Below are 16,236 nucleotides of genomic sequence, written 5' to 3' on the forward strand. Positions count from 1 at the left end.
GGAAATCGGTCAGGAGGAGAAGCCGATGGAGGTCTGCCGGGAAGCCGCCAGGGCGTCAGGATCTCCGGCCAGCGGCGGTCGGCCGAAGGCGGGCCGACGTCCGCCCCAGAGTTCTTCCAGGTTGTAGTAGTCCCGGACGGCCGGCTGCATGATGTGCACGACGACGTCGCCCAGATCGACCAGGACCCATTCCCCGGTTTCCTCGCCTTCGACACCGTAAACGTCACCCCCGGAGGCCTTTGCCTCGTCCTGCACATGCCGCGAGAGCGCCTTGGTCTGCCGCGCGGAATCCGCGCTCGCCACGATGACCGTATCGAACAGCGATGTCAGTTTTCGCACATCCAGCACCACGATGTCCCGCGCCTTGATGTCTTCCAGCGCACCGACGGCGGCGCGTGCCAGAGTGTCAACCTGCATCCGGACTCCGATAGAGATGGTTGGATTCAATATAGCCGAGGACGGAATCGGGAAGCAAATACCGGGGACTCGTCCCGGCGGCCAGGTCTTCCCGGATGCGGCTGGCCGAAATGTCGAGCGCCGTGATGGCAAGAGGGTAGATCAGGCCGCCAGACGAGGATTCAAGATCTTCCGGCCTGCCGATGCACCGGCGCCGGTACTCTTTCCCCAGAACCGGTGATGCCGGCTGCGGATCGTAACCAGGGCGGCAAGCGACGATCACGTGAACCTGGTCGAGGAGGATCCGCCACTGCTTCCAGGTCTCGAACAGCGCGAAGGCGTCGGCACCCAGGATGAGGCACAAAGACCTCCCTTGCCCCAGCTCGGCGCGGAGGCTGGCAACGGTATCGATGGTGAAGCTCGCCTCGGACCGCCGCAATTCCCGATCGTCGGCCGCCAGGCCGGGGTTGCCGCGGATGGCCAACTCGACCATCCGAAGCCTTTGCTCGGCGCTGGCACCGGGCACGTCCCGATGAGGCGGCCGCGCGCTCGGGACAAGTCGCACCTGAGCCAGCCGGCAGCGTTCCAGGGCTTCCTGGGCGAGCCGCAGATGCGCCAGGTGGATGGGATCGAAGGTCCCGCCGAGAATGCCGACCGGCCCCGGCGCTGATCCACCCACGCGTTACGTTCCCGCCCGGATCAGAGCAGAATCTCCGGATGTCGGAGAGCACGCCGTTCAGATAGGTGATGAACCTTGCACCCTCGGCACCGTCGATGGCCCGGTGGTCGTACGACAAGGACAGCGGCAGGATCAGCCGTGGCACGAACCCGCCGTCCTTCCAGACCGGCTTCATTGCAGACCGTGACACGCCCAGGATCGCCACTTCGGGGGCGTTGATGATCGGCGTGAAGTGTGTGCCGCCAATGCCCCCCAGGCTCGAGATCGAGAATGTCCCGCCTTGCATGTCCGCAGGTCCCAGCTTGCCGTCGCGGGCCCGGGCGCTCACCTCTCCCAGTTCCTTGGCCAGCTGGAAGATGCCCTTCTGGTCGACATAGCGGATGACTGGCACGACCAGCCCTCCGGGCGTATCGACCGCGACGCCGATGTGGTAGTAGCGCTTGAGGATGAGCGCGTCTTGCGTGGGGGCAATCGAGCTGTTGAACGACGGGTTGGCCTTCAGGGCCGAGACGCACGCCTTCATGATAAGCGCGAGCGGCGTGACCTTGACACCCTGCTTCTGCGCTTCGGCCGACAGCGACTTGCGGAAGTCCTCCAGGTCGGTGATGTCGGCTTCGTCCTGCTGGGTGATGTGGGGAATGTGGACCCAGTTGCGGTGCAGCGCCGGCCCCGAGATCTTCTTGATCCGGGACATGGGCTGGGTTTCCACCGGCCCGAACTTGGCGAAATCCACCGAGGGCCAGGCCGGCAAGCCCAGCGCCAGTCCCGGGCCACCTGTTGTGGCCGGCGCCGGTCCGGCGGCGAGCGACTGCTTGACGAACGTCTGGACGTCTTCCTTGAGGATCCGCCCTTTCGGCCCCGTCCCGTTCACCTTGCCCAGATCCACCCCCAGTTCGCGGGCGAAGCGGCGAATGGCGGGGCTTGCGTGAGCCCGTGCGAAGGCTGCTTCATCCACGGCCACCGTCGCGACGGCGGCGGCCGGCGCCGAGGCCGCCACCGCTGGGGCAGGGGCGGGGGCCGACGCAGGCGCAGGCGCAGGCGCCGCAACGGGTGTCGGCGCGGGGGCTGCCGGTGGAGCCGCCGGGGAAGGAGAGGCGGACGCCTGCGCTGCATCGGCGGTTTCGACGGTCATCAGCAGGGATCCCTGGGCAACCTTGTCGCCGATCTTCACCTTCACTTCCTTGACGACACCCGCCACCGGAGTCGGAACCTCCATCGTCGCCTTGTCGGATTCGAGCGTGATAAGGGCGTCCTCGGCCATGACGAGGTCGCCGGGCTTGACCAGGATCTCGATGACCGGAACGTCCTTGAAGTCGCCGATGTCCGGCACCAGTATTTCCTTGATGGCTCCCATGAATTCTCTTTTGCTGGAATGAAGGGGGGGCAGCAGCCTCAGACGCGCCAGGGCTGCGGTTTGTCGGGGTCGATCTGGTACTTGCGGATCGCCTGGGTCACCGTGGCGGCCGGAATCGTGCCTTCATCCGCGAGGGCCTTCAGTGCGGCAATGGCGACGTACCGGCGGTCGACCTCGAAGAACGAGCGGAGTTGCTCGCGGGTGTCGGAACGTCCGAATCCGTCGGTGCCCAACACCACGTAGCGGCGATCCACATAGGGCCGGATCTGCTCGGCCACGATGCGCATGTAGTCGGTTGCCGCGATGGCAGGGCCGGGATGCTTCTGCAGGCACTGCGTGACGTAGGGCACACGCGGTCTGTCTTCCGGATGCAGCAGGTTCCACCGCTCGGTTTCCATGCCGTCGCGACGCAACTCGTTGAAGCTGGGGCAGCTCCAGATATCGGCCGCGACGCCGAACTCTTCGGCCAGCATCTTCGCGCCTGCGATGACCTCTCGCAGGATCGTGCCGCTGCCCAGAAGCTGGACACGCGGCATTTTCTTGCCACCCTCCGCGGCAGAAAGCAGGTACATCCCCTTGAGAATGCCGGCCTCGGCCCCGGCCGGCATCGCCGGGTGGGTGTAGTTCTCGTTCATCACGGTGATGTAGTAGAAGACGTCCTCCTGCTCCTGACACATCCGGCGCAGGCCGTCCTGAACGATCACCGCGACCTCGTATCCGAAGGTCGGGTCGTACGACACGCAGTTGGGAATGGTCGACGAAATCAGGTGGCTGTGGCCGTCTTCGTGCTGCAGGCCTTCCCCGTTCAGGGTCGTTCGTCCGGCGGTGCCTCCCAGCAGGAAGCCGCGCGCCCGCTGATCCCCTGCGGCCCAGGCAAGATCGCCCACACGCTGGAACCCGAACATGGAGTAGTAGATGAAGAACGGAATCATCTGCACGCCATGTGTGGAATACGACGTCGCCGCCGCGATCCACGAAGACATGGCGCCGGCTTCGTTGATGCCTTCCTGCAGGATCTGCCCGTGCTTGTCTTCCTTGTAGAACATCAGCTGGTCGGCATCCTGAGGCGTGTAGAGCTGCCCGAGCGAAGACCAGATACCGAGTTGCCGGAACATGCCTTCCATGCCGAACGTGCGGGATTCGTCCGGCACGATGGGGACGACGCGTTTGCCGATGTTCTTGTCCCGCACCAGCGTGGCGAGGATACGCACGAACGCCATGGTGGTGGAGATCTCCCGGTCCTCCGAGCTCTTCAGCAGAGACTCGAAGGCCGACAGGGGCGGCACCTCGAGCGGATCGCCCTTCGTGCGGCGCGTGGGGAGGTACCCGCCCAGGTCCTCGCGCCGCTTGCGCATGTACTCGAGCTCGGGCGAGCCTTCCGGGAAGGTAAGGAAGGGGATCTTCTCGAGCTTGTCATCGTCGATCGACAACTCGAAGCGGTCGCGGAACGCCTTGAGAGACGTGGTACCCATCTTCTTCTGCTGATGGGTGATGTTCTGCGCCTCGCCGGCCTCGCCCATGCCGTATCCCTTGATCGTCTTGGCGAGGATCACGGTGGGCTGCCGGCATGCTTCACCGCGGCCGCGTAGGCGGCGTAGATCTTGTGCGGATCATGCCCGCCCCGGTTCAACCGCCAGATGTCGTCGTCCGTCATGTTGGACACCATTTCCAGCAGTTCCGGATACTTGCCGAAGAAGTGCTTGCGGACGTAGGCCCCATCCTTGGACTTGAACGTCTGGTATTCGCCGTCGACGCACTCCTCCATGCGCTTCAGCAGCAGGCTCTTGGTGTCCCGCGCGATGAGCGGGTCCCAGTAGGAACCCCAGATCACCTTGATCACGTTCCATCCGGCGCCGCGGAAATCGGCTTCCAGTTCCTGGATGATCTTGCCGTTGCCGCGTACCGGACCGTCCAGGCGCTGCAGGTTGCAGTTCACGACGAAGACCAGATTGTCCAGGCGCTCGCGCGCCGCTACACCGATTGCTCCCATGGATTCCGGCTCGTCGCACTCGCCGTCCCCCAGGAAACACCAGACCTTCCTGCCTTCGGTCTGCGCGATTCCGCGATCCTGGAGGTACTTCATGAACCGGGCCTGATAGATGGCCATGATCGGTCCGAGCCCCATGGACACCGTGGGAAATTGCCAGAAGTCGGGCATGAGCCAGGGATGCGGATAGGAGGAGAGCCCCTCGCCGTTCACCTCCTGGCGGTAATTCTCCAGCTGGGACTCCTTGAGACGTCCGAGCATGAAGGCGCGGGCGTAGACCCCGGGCGCCGAGTGGCCCTGCACGAAGACCAGGTCACCACCATGCGTGTCCGACGGCGCGTGCCAGAAGTGGTTGTAGCCGACGTCGTAGAGCGTGGCCGCGGAGGCGAAGCTCGCGATGTGGCCGCCCACGTTGGTGTCCTGGTTGGCCCGCAGCACCATCGCCGCGGCATTCCACCTGACGTAGGAACGGATCCTGTGCTCGATCTCGTGATCGCCGGGCGAGCGTTCCTCCTTGCCCGGCGGAATCGTGTTGATGTAGGCGGTGTTGGCGCTGTAGGGAAGGTAGGCCCCCGAACGGCGAGCCTTCTCGATCAGGCGTTCGAGCAGATAGTGCGCCCTGTCCACGCCCTCGTTGCGCAGAACGCTGTCGAGCGCTTCGAGCCATTCATCGGTTTCTTGAGGATCGTAGTCGGGCAACGCTGCCATGGATCGATATCCTGTTGGGACTGGTGGGGAAGGTGCCGCACACCGGCTCGTGACCGCTCGCGTCAATCGGCCGTCATTATATTCGCTGGACGCATTCGGGCACCGCTCGCGGGAACACCCCGGCGAGCTCGACGCGTGCGCCCACGGTCACTTCTTGGCAGGCGGTACGCGGCCCATCAGATAGAACTCCTCGTTCGGCCGCATCCCGGTAAGGTGCGCCATCCGATTGGACAGGGCGAAGAACGCGGTGATCCCGCCAATGTCCCAGATGTCTTCGTCCGAGAACCCGTGGGACTTGAGGCTTTCGTGATCGGCCTGCGTCAGGGCTTCGGGAGTCCTGGCGAGCTTCACGGCGAAATCCAGCATGGCGAGCTGCCGCGGCGTGATCTCGGCTTTGCGGTAGTCGGTGGCGAGCTGGTCTGCAATACGCGGATTCCTGGCGTAGATCCGCAGGATGGCCCCGTGCGCGACCACGCAGTACATGCAGCGGTTCACGCCGCTGGTGGCGACGACGATCATCTCGCGCTCCGCCTTGGTCAGTGCCGACTCCTTGAGCATGAGCGCGGCGTGGTAGGCGAAGAACGCGCGGAACTCGTCAGGGCGGTGCGCCAGAGTGAGAAACACGTTGGGAATGAAGCCGGCCTTCTCCTGCACCTTGAGCATGGTCTCGCGGACATCCTCGGGCAGATCGGACAACTCGGGCACGGGGTACTGACTGATGGGCGGGGGGGTCATGTTCGGAGTGGTACGAGGACGGGCAGGAGGGCGCACATTATCACCGGAAGCCCGGCCGCGCGGATCGGTACGTCCCGCTGCGTCGACACCTTCCACGCATTTCCGTCAGGGCGGCGAGCCGGCGTCCGACTCCTGAGCCTATCGTCGGATGCCCCCGGAGGACATGTCCGAGGGAGGGGCTTTTCGGTAACATGGCAGCATCGGTGTCGTGGGGCGGCTTTCGATCCCGACACCTTCCCGGAGGCAAGGGCCGTGTTCTGTCGCGCACGAGGCTCCGGCCGACAGAGCGAGCCCGCGACCGGTCACCTTCCCTGCGGTTGGCACCGGAAAAGGAGCGCTGGCGGCATGGGTCAGCTCGACGGAAAGTCCGTTCCTGTCCTGGCCGTCTGCCTTCCCCCGGTCCGTTTCCGGCTGCCGCGCGATACGCATACATATTGATCAGATCTTCCCTAGATGTCGTGAGCATCCAGATCGCACGCCTGCTCGAGCTGATCGAGTACGTCCAGCAGACCGCCGTGCAGCGTGCGTCGGGCAGCGCCGGCGCCTCGAACCAGAACCGGTTCCGCATGTTCGACCATCAGGCCGGCGCGGCGGATGGCGTGCGTGTCGCTGTCCAGGGAGCCGACTCCGACGAACCCGTGTGGCTTTCGGTGGGACGGCCCGCCAATCCTCAGTTGCCTCCGAAAGCCGAGAGCCCCTGGCTATGGCCCTGGCTGGAGATCGGCGACGCGATGCTGGCAACCCCCACGCTGGCCGTGTCCGTGCGAGGCGATTCGCTGATCGCGGCGGGGACGCACCGTGACGCCCGGTCCGGCGAGTCCGAAGGGGGCGCATTGCCCGCGCCCACGGTGGAACGGGATGCCATCGTGCCTCTGGAAAGCTACGAGCATCGCGCCGAAGTGGAAAGGCAGCTTGCCGCATACCTTCGCTCGCAGTGGCAGCCCTGGGCCGAGGCGGAACAGGCCCGTCGCCGGCGTTCGCGCGTCTACATGCAGTTCATCTCATTGCACCAGGAACTCACCGGCCCGGGTTCCGACGGACAACTGGAACTCCTGTGGGGCGTGGGACTGATACCCCCGGGCGGTGACGAGAAGGCCGATCTGCGGCCGCTCATCGTGCATGCCGTCGACCTCGCGCTCGAGCCGCAGACGGGTGCGGCCCACATCCGCCCGCGGTCGGCGTATCCCCGCCTCGAACTCGAGGGCGTCCGCGGGCTGGACCGGACGCTCGCCGCGAAGGCCGAACGTCTGGCGGCGGAGTTCTTCGCGACCGCTGAAGAGCCGTTCTCCCCGTTCGATCCTCCCAGCTACGCGGGCGCCCTGCGCATCGCCCAGGAAGCATGTGGCGGACTGCTGCCGGAAGTTCGCGCCGGCTGGATCCTGTTCGCCCGCCCACGGACCGTGACCCCGCTGGTTCAGGACCTCGAACGATTCGCCGCGGTCCTGCGAACCGCCGATGCGGACGCGATACTGCCTCCGGCCGTCGCAGCTCTCGTCAGCGATCCTGCGGCCGAGGTTCCGGCTGCGGATCTGCCGATCTACCGCGGCATCAGCAATCAGGCAGCACGCAGCGCCGATGCTCCCGCGCGCGACCTGTACTTTCCGCTGCCCTTCAACGAGGAACAGATGCGGGTCGTCCAGCTCCTCGAATCGCGGGACGGCGTGATCGTTCAAGGGCCGCCCGGCACGGGAAAGACACACACCATCGCCAATATCCTGTGCCATTGGCTCTCGAATGGCCGCAGGGTCCTGGTGACGTCGATGAAGGAACCCGCCCTTGCGGTGCTGCGGGAGAAGCTGCCGGAGGAGATCCAGCCTCTGGCGCTCGCTCTGCTCGCGGGTGATCAGGGCGGCCTGCACGCTCTCGAGAATGCCATCCAGACGATCGCAGCCGAAGTGCAGCGGCTGGACCCCTCGGCCGAAGGATCCGCGATCGAGAGACTGCAGGAAAACATCGATGCGCTCCAGGCGCGCCTCGTGCAAATCGATGGCGAGATGGCCAGCGTCGCACAGCGGCAGCTTGCGCCGGTGATGCTCGATGGCGAATCCATCGATCCGCTCGATGCCGCGTCACTCGTTGCGGCTCGGGACAGCGATTCGTCCTGGCTGCCTGACTCGCTCGGGACGGACGAGCGCTTCTCGCCCCGGTTCGACGAAGCAGACCTCGGACAGTTGTTCCGGGCTCGTGCAGCGCTGGGCGCCGACCTCGTCCACACCGTCGTACCGATACCGGCTCCGGACACGCTTCCGCCCGTGGAGGCGCTGCTCGATGCCCACCGCCGGCTGGTGCGTCTCGCGCAGCTTTCAGCGGACGGCCGCACCTCCGACACGCCCATCCTCGCCGTCACGGACGCCGACACCCACGCGACCCTCGTCCAGGCAGCGGCGCTCACGGAGCGCGTGCGCACCCTGCGCAGCGAACTGGCGGATGCCGATGCTCCGTGGATGGCGGCCCACGCAGCGAAGATCGTGGAGGTGCCGGAGGCCGTCCAGGCGCTGGAATCCATCGCCGGAGATCTGGACGACATCGGGCGCACGCACGCAGCGATCGTTGCCCGCCCGGTGTCGCTGCCGCCCGGTGCGGAGTTCGACAGCGATCTCGCCCAGGCCGTCCGGAATCTTGCCAACGGCCGCCGTGCATTTGGCCTCGCCACGCTCTTCCGTCCCGAAGCCCGCCACAGGCTGGCCGCCCTGACCATCGACGATCATCTTCCGGTCAATGCGGACGACTGGATGCACGTTTCGCATGCGCTGGCCCTGCGTGTGCGATGGCGGCCGCTCTGCGCAAAATGGAACGCGATCGCAGCGGTCCTGGCGTTGCCTGCCGTTTCGCAGGATGCGATGCCCGGCATCACCGAGGCGGGGCATATTCTTTCCTCGGCCAGGAAACTTCGTTCCCTGCGGGAGGCCGAGCAGCAGCTTGCCGATCAGGCGCAGAAGCTCTTTCCCGGCTGGAGCCTCGTGCGCCGGCTGCGGGAGGAACCCGCGGCCATCCGGGGACTGGAGCGGGCCATCGATCATTACCTCAACGCACAGCAACTCGCGGACGTGTGGGAGGTGCGAAGCCGGCTGCGCGAGGTCACCGGTTCCGGGGCAGCGGGGGTGTTCGAGGATCTGCGGCGCTTCACCGGCGAGGAGCTGGGCAATCCGGAGATCGCGGACAACGCGCTGGTCGAACGGTGGTTCGTCCTTTGCTCGGAGTTCAAGCGTCTGCATGGACTGGCGGACGAATTCGCCCGGATCGCCAGCGTTACCGCCGCCATCGAGGATTCGGGCGCGGCAAAGCTTGCGGCGCTGCTCCGACAGCCGTCGGATCTTCCGCGTGAGAGTCTCGTACCGGACAACTGGCGGGATACCTGGCGCATACGCCGTCTGGCGACCCAGCTGCGCGCCGTGTCGGCAGGACCGCGCGTGCTGGAACTGTCGGCTCAGCGCACGGAGATCGAGCACGATCTGACCCGTGCCTATCGGGAACTGGTCGTGCGGCGCTCCTGGCTCAGACTGACCGAGCAAGCCACGCCTGGCGTGCGCGCGGCGTTGCAGGCCTATCTCAGCGCCGTTCAAAGGCTGGGCAAGGGGACCGGTAAGCGCGCAGCCCGCTACCGGCAGGATGCGCGGGACGCGGCGGCGGCCGCCAACGCCGCAGTACCTTGCTGGATCATGCCGCATCACCGCATTTCTGAATCGCTGCCCTCGCAGTTCGGCGCGTTCGACCTCGTGGTGATCGACGAGGCCTCGCAATCGGATCTCTCTGCGCTCCCCGCACTCCTGCGAGGCGCGAAGTTCCTCGTGGTGGGCGACGACAAGCAGGTCTCCCCCGACCCCGTGGGGCTGGACGAGGACCGCATCCGGGCGATGATGCAGCGGCATCTCGCGAATCAGGTCCCTCTCTATCGTTCTCAGATGTCGCCGGAAAGATCGATCTACGACCTCGCGCGCGTGGCCTTCGCCGCCAATGGCGTCATGCTCAAGGAACACTTCCGCTGCATCGCGCCGATCATCGAGTTTTCCAAGCGCGAGTTCTACGGGGACGAACTGCGTCCGCTGAGGCTGCCGGTCCGGTCACGGCGCCTCGATCCGCCCCTGGTGGATGTCCTGATCGAAGGTGCGAGCCGGACAGGCGACCTCAATGCAGCCGAGATCGAGTTCATCGTGTCGGAGATCGGGCGCATCGCTGCCGACTCGCGTACACGCGGCCGGTCGATCGGAGTGGTTTCGCTGCTGGGAGAGGAACAGGCGGTCCGGATCTGGGAACTCGCTGCGGACCGACTGGGGCCTGCCGTGCTGCAGGAACACGCATTGGTGTGCGGCGATGCAAAAGCGCTCCAGGGAAGGGAACGCGACATCGTGTTCCTTTCCATGGTGGTGGCGCCCAACGACCTCGGCGGGCCGCTTGCCCGCGATACGTTCGCCCAGCGATTCAACGTCGCGGCGTCCAGGGCGCGCGAGCGGATGGTCCTGGTGCGCTCGGTCAAACCCGAGCACCTTCCCGACTCCGACCGTCTGCGTCTCGGTCTCATCGCTCATTTCCGGCAACCGTTCGCCGCGGGGCCGTCGCTGGAGGTCCCGGCACGGGAACGCTGCGAATCGATGCTCGAGCGGGCACTCTTCGACTGGCTGGTTGCCAGAGGTTATCGCGTCACGCCACGCGTACAGGTAGGCGCCTGGACCATCGATCTGGTGGTGGAAGGCACGGGCGACAACCGCATCGCCATCGAGTGTGATGGGGACCGGCACGTCGGCGCTGCGTACTGGCTCGACGATGTCCGACGTCAGCGGGTGCTGGAGCGTACCGGCTGGAACTTCTGGCGCTGCTTCGCGACCCGTTTCGTGCTGGAGCGGGATGCGGTCCTCGCGGAACTCGAAGCGGTGCTCGCGTCCCGAGGGATCCGGCCGCTGCGAGGAGGCGAGCCCGAGCGGTTCTCCCTCACCGAACACCGGGTGTTGCGCGTGTCGTCGCCGGAAGGCCCGCATCGTCCGGCCGCTGCCGCGGCGGGAGCGGGCCGGAGCGATCCGGCCCGGGCGCTCCGGACCCCATGAGTTGCGATGCCGTTCAGCGGAACAGCGATTCCATTTCCCGCCGCACCCGCACGGCGGCGTTGGATTCGTCGACGGCAATGTCGGCCCAACGGAGAGGCTCCCCGGCCGCGACCGGACGTACGACCTTCCACCCGTGCGCCAGTCCCAGCGGCAGACCACCGATCCGCAGAGACTCTTCCGCCGGCATGAGGCGCCCCACGACGGTGTAGCCGCCCTCTCCGTCCAAGATCTCCCCGGGCGCGAGCGCACGTTTTGCGCTGGCCACGACGTCCGCCCTGAAGCCGGTGGGGCATCCGGTGGCTTCCTTGCGGACACCCACGGAAGCGACCGATATTCCGACCTCGAGACCGATGAGGTGCCACCGCTTGTACAGACAGGCATAGCGTCCTGACGGATCGGTCCGCACTCCGTACTCCGCGAAGCACCGCCGGATGTACTCCGTGTCGCCCTCGAATACGACCCAGACGCCGAATCGGATGTCGTAGGGAATGGGTGTGCCGTCCTTTTCCAGCGAGGACACCACTTCGACCTGCCCTCGGTGATGCAGCACGCCGCCTTCCTCGCGCGGCCGGATGACCTTCGGAATGTCGTCGACGCTGGCCGGCGGATAGGCGAGACCCCAGGGAGCCGGCGTCAGCCCCGTTGCGTTGCATACCGCCGTGCTTTCGATCGCAGGCTTGGATCCGTCGAGGAAGGAATTGAACATCTTCGGGTTGAGTCCGCCGATCCTGGCCTGTTCCGGCGTCAGCCCGTAGTGCCCCCACACCGTCTCGGGCGTGGATTGCGCGAAATGTGGCAGCCACTTGTGGCCGCGACCGGCCGAGATCACGTTGAAACCGGCCGCCCGCGCCCAATCCACGAGATCGCAGATGAGTGCCGGCTGATCGCCGTAGGCGAGGCTGTACACCACGCCCGCTTCGCGGGCCCGCCGGGCGAGCAGCGGCCCGCAGAAGGCGTCTGCCTCAACGGTCACCATCACGACGTGCTTCCCGTGGCGGAACGCCTCGAGCGCGTGGTCGACCGCGGCCATGGGATTGCCCGTGGCTTCCACGACGATGTCGATGGCGGGGTGCCGGACCAGCGACGTCCAGTCGTCGGTCACGTGCGTGAGTCCGCTGGCCAGCGCGGCGTCGATCGAGACGGCCTCGGCGCGACCGGCCTGCCATCCGACACGCTCGAGATTCGCGCGGGCGCCTGCGGGATGAAGGTCCGCGATGCATGCGAGGTGAACGCCTGGCGTCTTCGGCACCTGGGCGAGATACATTGCACCGAACTTCCCGGCGCCGATCAGGCCGATGCGAAGCGGCGAGCCGCCGGCCTGCCTCTCGAGGAGTTTGGCGTGAAGATTCATGGTTCGATTCGTCTCCCTGGGTGAGTTTCAATGTGCCATGGCATGCCGCACGTGGCGATCTCTCGACGTTCAACAGCGTGCAGGCGGACTCCGTACCGCACGGCTCCCGGATCGCGGCAGTCAGAAGTTCGCGGGAGGCGCCGGAATCACTTCGGATTCCGCATCGGGCGCCGGCGGCGTCCGCTCCCCGGAAATCTCGCCGCGGGGTGATTCGGTGCGGGCGAACTGGATGCGATGCAGCCGGGCATAGATGCCATCCTGCCGCATCAGCTCACCGTGAGATCCGATCTCCGCGATGCGCCCTTCGTCGAGTACGATGATCCGGTCGGCGTTCTCGATGGTGGATAACCGATGCGCGATCACCAGCGTGGTCCGTCCTTCCATCAGTCGGTCCAGCGCAGCCTGGACCTGCCTTTCGGATTCGGAATCCAGCGCGGACGTGGCTTCGTCAAGAATGAGGATCGGCGCGTTCTTGAGCAGCGTGCGGGCAATGGCGAGGCGCTGGCGCTGGCCGCCGGACAGCCGGACACCGTTTTCTCCCACGATGGTGGCGAGCCCCTGCGGCATGTCGCGGATGAAGCCCATGGCGTTCGCGGCTTCGGCGGCCGCGATCACTTCGGACTGGGTCGCCCCTGCACGGGCGCCGTAGGCGATGTTGGCGGCAATCGTGTCGTTGAACAGCGCGACTTCCTGCGACACGAGCGCGATGTTCGACCTCAGGCTTTCGAGAGAGATGTCGCGGAGGTCAAGTCCATCCAGAAGAATACGGCCGGAGGTGGGCTGATAGAACCGCGGAACGAGATTGGCCAGCGTCGTCTTACCTCCTCCCGAAGGTCCCACGAGCGCGATCGTCTCACCTGCGCGAATGAACAACGAGATGTCTCGAAGTGCGGGCCGTTCGGCACGCGCATACTGCATCGTGACGTTCTCGAAGACGAGATCGCCGCGCGCGCGCGGCATCCCCAACGTGCCGGAATCCGGTTCCGGATTCCGATCGAGCAGACCGAAGATGCTCTCCGCAGCGGCGAGGCCCTTCTGCAACTGCTCGTTCACGCCCGTCAGCCGCTTGAGGGGCTGCAGGAGCATGAGCATCGCCGTGATGAACGACACGAATCCGCCGACGGTCGTCTCGTTTGCCGCCGACTGTCTTGCGACGATGGTGATGATGACGGCGAGAGCGATGGCAGCGATGAGTTGCACGATGGAGGTGTTGGCGGCCGCCGCCGCCGCGTACTTCATGCTGAACCGGCGGACCCGGTTGGCGCTGTCGTGGAACCGGCGGGTCTCGTAGGAGGCTCCGCCGAATATCTTCACGACCTTCTGACAGTCGATCCCTTCCTGGAGGACCTGCGTGGTATCGCCCATGGCCTGCTGCACTTCGCGGCCCACGCGGCGAAGACGGCGGCTGAAGAGACGAACGATCAGCGTGATGCCGGGCACGGTCACCAGGGTGATGAGCGTGAGCTTCCAGTTGAGGTAGAAAAGCCACCCCAGCAGACCGGCGATGGTGATGCTGTCCTTGAGGGATACGGTGACGGCGGAAGTGGCAGCGGACGTGACCTGCGTCACGTCGAAGGTGACCTTGGAGACGAGGTTGCCGCTCACCTGCTCGTCGTAGAAATCGACCGGGAGCACCATGAACTTGCGGAACATGGCTTCCCGCAGGTCCAGAACCACCCTCGTGGCAACCCAGTTCGAACAGTAACTTTCGATGAAGTTGGCGACACCCCGTATCAGGAATAGCGCCACGAGCGCGACCGGCATCCATTGCATCAACCATGGATCCTTCTCCACGAAGGTTCCATCCAGCAACGGCTTCATCAGAGCCGGCAAGGCCGGCTCGGTCACGGCCGCCACGATGGTGCCGAGAACCGATGCGGCGAAGATGCGCCAGTAGGGACGGACGTAGCGCAGAAGTCGCAGATAAAGCTGCGCGCTCGTCGGAGTAGACATGCCGGGAAGATAGCAGAAAACGCGTGGCGGACCGGCGCCGCCTCGCGCGCCCGCGCTTCGTTCAGCGACCGTCGAAGTGGTAATCCAAGTTCACGAGCACCGCGCGCCCGGCCGCGGGATAGGCGTTGTAGACGCCCGGCGAGCCCCCCGCCACGCCATAGGAAAAGTAGTCGGCGCCCAGGGCATTCAGCAACACTCCGCGCAGTCGCCAGGGACCGGACTCATGTGCAACGGTGAAATCGACGACCGTATAGGCGGGCATCTTCGCATTGAAGGAGTTCGTCTGGTCGTTGTCGAAACGCTGCGTTCCCACATAGGTTGCCGTCGCGGAAAGTACCATCGCTTCCGTTGCCTGGTAGCCGAGGGACAGGGTCGCCTTGTGCTTCGGAACCAGGGGAATCTCGTTCCCCCCTACCGTGGCCCCGGAGAACGTGCCGTCACGAAAACGGGCGCGTGTCCAGGCGTAGTTCGCACCCGCGGTCCACTTCCCGGCCAGGGTCACCGAACCATCCAGTTCGAGACCGGAACGCTGCGTGGGGGGAAGATTCACGTTGCGAAACCCCACCGGGTCGAACAGGATCTCGTTCTGAAGCTTGGAAACGAAGTAGGCCACTCGCCAGCGGGAATCGGGGCGGCTGCCGTCCAGACCGACCTCGCGATCGCTCGACGTCTGGGGCTCCAGAAAGTTCGCGGGACCGGCACAGAAGCATCGGACATCGTCCACGTTCGCGATCCGGAAGCTGCGACCGATCTTGGCGTAGATGGATCCGGCTTCCCCAATTGCCTGACGAAGCGCCAGTTCGGAGGCGCGGATGTTCCGGTTCCGCGTCGATATCGCACCGGACTCCCGGATCTCGCTGCGCGCGCGCTGCTGTCTCGCACCCAGACTCACCGTCGTGTCCGGCGCGATGACAATCGTGTCTTGGAAGTACACCGCAGCGTTGTCCTGCTTGCCTGTGCCGGTGTACGAAAAGCTGGTGATGCGGTTGTCGAAATCCCAGGATTCCCAGTCGATGCCGGCGATCAGGGTGTGTTGCACTGAACCGATGCCGAATGGAATGCGCACCCGTGGCGAAAGGCCGAGGACCTTGCTGTCGATGGTGTTGAAGCCTCCGAACTGGAAGCTCTGGCTGCTGCGATCGCGGTGCATGAAATCCGCCGCGAAGGATCCCCACTCGTATTGTTGCGTTCCCCCCAGCACGACGCGGGTCGCGTCGAGGCTGGCGGAATCATCCGGAGTCGAAGTGCCCCTGCGATCGGAGACGAGCTGGGCCGCGGACCGAGACGACGGAAGCCGCAGATCCTCCTGGCTATGCGAAACGGCCAGAGAGAGCGAACCGCGATCCGTGAACCAGCGCAGTTCGGCCTGTGCGTTCTGCTCCCTCACGTCGTTGTTGCGGCGATAGTTGTCGGAAGCCAGGTGGTTCACGCTGACCGCCGCGGCGAGCCGATCCGATCCAACCGATCCTCTTGCACCCATGCCCCACGTGCCGTAGCTCCCAGCGGTCGCAACGAGCCGTCCCGCACGATCTCCCGCCGCGGGGCTTCGGGTGATGACGTTGATCGTGCCTCCGGTGGCACCGCTGCCGTAGAGCACCGCACCGCTTCCGCGGAGTATTTCGATGCGCTCGACGTCCGCCAGCGACAGGGAGGCGAGGTTGGCGGGTGTCTGTTCGTTCTCGGAAATGCGCTGGCCGTTCACCAGGATCAGCGTGTTCTGATCGGCGAACATGCCGAAGCCACGCAGGTCGATCTGCCTGTTCGGACTGCCGGCATTGTCCCGGACGACGATGCCAGCCTGCTTGGAGAGGACTTCGGGGATCGTGGTCGCGCCCGATCTCGAGATATCGTCCGCGGTCAGAACCTGCACACCGACGGGATGATCCGCGGGGGACTGCTGAAAGCGGGCACCGGTGACGACGACCGTGGGAACGGAAAGGTGAGAGAGAAGATCGGCCCCGGCGGATTCCGCGCAGGGCAGCGCGGAAAGCGCCGGGACCAGCGCCAGGCTGGCAAAGGTGATGCGGTGCACTT

At 65.6% G+C, this 16,236-nt stretch carries 7 protein-coding genes and 2 pseudogenes; 1 reads left to right on the forward strand and 8 read right to left on the reverse strand.

Annotated features, from left to right (window positions below; translation table 11 throughout):
• Positions 1-9 precede the first annotated feature (9 nt).
• From rsfS to IPK20_04320, 5 genes and pseudogenes are all read right to left on the reverse strand, one after another.
• A complete protein-coding gene (gene rsfS / locus IPK20_04300) occupies positions 10-417 on the reverse strand; it encodes a ribosome silencing factor (GenBank protein ID MBK8016002.1) in 408 nt (135 codons plus the stop codon).
• A complete protein-coding gene (gene nadD / locus IPK20_04305) occupies positions 407-1,075 on the reverse strand; it encodes a nicotinate-nucleotide adenylyltransferase (GenBank protein ID MBK8016003.1) in 669 nt (222 codons plus the stop codon). The genes rsfS and nadD overlap by 11 nt, the downstream gene beginning before the upstream one ends.
• A 31-nt stretch (positions 1,076-1,106) precedes the next feature.
• Positions 1,107-2,429: pseudogene (aceF, locus tag IPK20_04310) on the reverse strand (dihydrolipoyllysine-residue acetyltransferase).
• A 38-nt stretch (positions 2,430-2,467) separates the two neighbouring features.
• Positions 2,468-5,124, reverse strand: a pseudogene (gene aceE, locus IPK20_04315) (pyruvate dehydrogenase (acetyl-transferring), homodimeric type).
• 147 nt (positions 5,125-5,271) lie between these two features.
• Positions 5,272-5,859, reverse strand: coding sequence for a peroxidase-related enzyme (locus tag IPK20_04320; protein MBK8016004.1), 588 nt, complete (start codon positions 5,857-5,859; stop codon positions 5,272-5,274).
• A gap of 458 nt (positions 5,860-6,317) precedes the next feature.
• Between IPK20_04320 and IPK20_04325 the strand changes: the two genes are divergently transcribed.
• A complete protein-coding gene (locus IPK20_04325) occupies positions 6,318-10,898 on the forward strand; it encodes an AAA family ATPase (protein MBK8016005.1) in 4,581 nt (1,526 codons plus the stop codon).
• Positions 10,899-10,911: 13 nt separating this feature from the next.
• On the opposite strand, the gene IPK20_04330 is transcribed toward IPK20_04325, so the two are convergent.
• The 3 genes from IPK20_04330 to IPK20_04340 form a co-directional block, all read right to left on the reverse strand.
• Complete coding sequence (locus IPK20_04330; protein ID MBK8016006.1) at positions 10,912-12,249, reverse strand: Gfo/Idh/MocA family oxidoreductase; 1,338 nt, start codon at positions 12,247-12,249, stop codon at positions 10,912-10,914.
• Between the two features lie 120 nt (positions 12,250-12,369).
• Positions 12,370-14,202, reverse strand: a complete 1,833-nt coding sequence (msbA, locus tag IPK20_04335) for a lipid A export permease/ATP-binding protein MsbA (protein MBK8016007.1) — start codon at positions 14,200-14,202, stop codon at positions 12,370-12,372.
• Between the two features lie 61 nt (positions 14,203-14,263).
• A complete protein-coding gene (locus IPK20_04340; protein MBK8016008.1) occupies positions 14,264-16,234 on the reverse strand; it encodes a TonB-dependent receptor in 1,971 nt (656 codons plus the stop codon).
• Between the last annotated feature and the right edge of the window lie 2 nt (positions 16,235-16,236).

Source organism: Betaproteobacteria bacterium, assembly GCA_016713305.1.
In the GTDB taxonomy this organism is placed as follows: Bacteria; Pseudomonadota; Gammaproteobacteria; order Burkholderiales.